This is a genomic window from Vibrio sp. T11.5 (genome assembly GCF_027587155.1).
Taxonomy (GTDB): Bacteria; Pseudomonadota; Gammaproteobacteria; order Enterobacterales; family Vibrionaceae; genus Vibrio; species Vibrio neptunius.
Genome location: NZ_JAPPTP010000058.1, coordinates 1 through 1452, shown reverse-complemented (window position 1 = coordinate 1452; position 1452 = coordinate 1). Strand labels below are relative to the sequence as shown.

Below are 1452 nucleotides of genomic sequence, written 5' to 3'. Positions count from 1 at the left end.
TTATGGCTCTGGCTTTAAGCTAACCCACGAAATTGGAGGCTAGCACCTCGTGGGGGTCATTATGTCTATGTTTCCGAGCGATAATTAGAGAATTTAAAGGGGTACAAATGGAATTAATAGAGCATCGTTCAAAGCTTATACCGATGTGGATAAAGGTGATTGGCTGGATATTTGTTTCCATGGGAGCATTGTCTTTATTGGCGTTGTTATCTAAGTTGTTGGGAGTGAATGTTGAGCTTTCTTTAGACTTATTTGGGCTCACTAATGACAACTCCAAGTTCAATGCTCAGCTTGCACTAATATCTGGGCTTTATATGTTTTTTGCAATTAGTGCATTTGGATTGTTGCGTGGCAAAAATTGGGGGTTGAACGCATGCTTGGGGAATGGATACCTAGGCATAGCTATTTGCCTTTACGTTATGATTTCTAGCTTTTCAACAGATTCTATCACCATTAGATTAGAGCCCATTATACAAGTCATTTATTTGTGGAAATTATACAAAATTAAGCCCCACTGGAACCCGCCACAAGAAACATAACAAACGACTATGGCGTCAATAGCTAATTCTTAGCCGTATTTGCATCCCACATGACGCCATCTCTCAACATTGAATTTAAGATGACAACCATCTTGCGAACACAGGCAATGATAGCGACTTTTATAGGTTTTCCAGCTTTAACTAAATGACGGTAGGTGGCTTTAAATACAGGATTGCACTGCATGGCAGACATCATTGCCAAGCCTTTTGGTGTGTGTCCTGAATTTATGTCGCTGAAAAGTATCAAGAAATTTTAGGCTTCATCGAATCAGAAAACTAACAATCGCTTTAACCTGACTGCCAGCCTATGGCATTTTGGTTCGGTTTGGCTTATGTGATTATGGTGGTCTGTTTAAGTATGGTTCAGTTGGCTACAAGTTAAGCGGGCGTTAGATACAAAGCGGAAGAATTAAAAAGGGAGCCTTTTTGAGTGGGCTCCCTTTGTCTGGTTTTAGTTTTGAGCGAACTTAACTCGAATCTTGCTCTTGGCTACGCTTGTCAGGTTTAAGCTGTTTAAAGCAGCATTAGCTTCGTTCTCATCAGGCATTTCAAGGAAAGCGAATCCCTTAGATTGTCCTGTTTCCTGATCTAGAACTAAATCACATTGTGTAACAGTACCGTGAGCAGAGAATAGAACTCGAACTTCGTGTTCTGTTGTGGTTCGCGCTAGATTGCGGACTAAAAGTTTCATAATATTTTGCCTAGTATAATTTTCGGCTCAATTGTCTCAGGTATGGACTAGCAAACCAAGAAGAGTTTGGGGTTTGGTGAAATATTGGGAAATTGCCCATAACACATATGAACCTTCTGCCTGTCAATAGGGGGCTTTTGGTGTGTGTCCTGAATTTACTTGCAGAACGATCTGTTGGCTATGGTGAGGTAGGATGAGGTCTGTGAGCCACCGTAGATGCTT

At 41.0% G+C, this 1452-nt stretch carries 2 protein-coding genes and 1 pseudogene; 1 reads left to right on the top strand and 2 read right to left on the bottom strand.

All coding sequences use genetic code 11. The features are described from left to right. Positions 1-107: 107 nt before the first annotated feature. Complete coding sequence (locus OH455_RS23150; RefSeq protein ID WP_269982931.1) at positions 108-539, top strand: hypothetical protein; 432 nt, start codon at positions 108-110, stop codon at positions 537-539. A 22-nt stretch (positions 540-561) separates the two neighbouring features. Here OH455_RS23150 and OH455_RS23145 read toward each other — a convergent pair. Continuing rightward, positions 562-741 (bottom strand): annotated as a pseudogene (locus tag OH455_RS23145) (IS110 family transposase); the annotation flags it as partial. Positions 742-990: 249 nt separating this feature from the next. Further along, positions 991-1230, bottom strand: coding sequence for an RNA recognition motif domain-containing protein (locus OH455_RS23140; RefSeq protein WP_269982930.1), 240 nt, complete (start codon positions 1228-1230; stop codon positions 991-993). Positions 1231-1452: the final 222 nt, after the last annotated feature.

Excerpts from the sequence above, each read along its gene's own strand:
- OH455_RS23150 (WP_269982931.1), top strand. The coding sequence starts at position 108 with ATGGAATTAATAGAGCATCGTTCAAAGCTTATACCGATGTGGATAAAG.
- OH455_RS23140 (WP_269982930.1), bottom strand. The coding sequence starts at position 1,230 with ATGAAACTTTTAGTCCGCAATCTAGCGCGAACCACAACAGAACACGAA.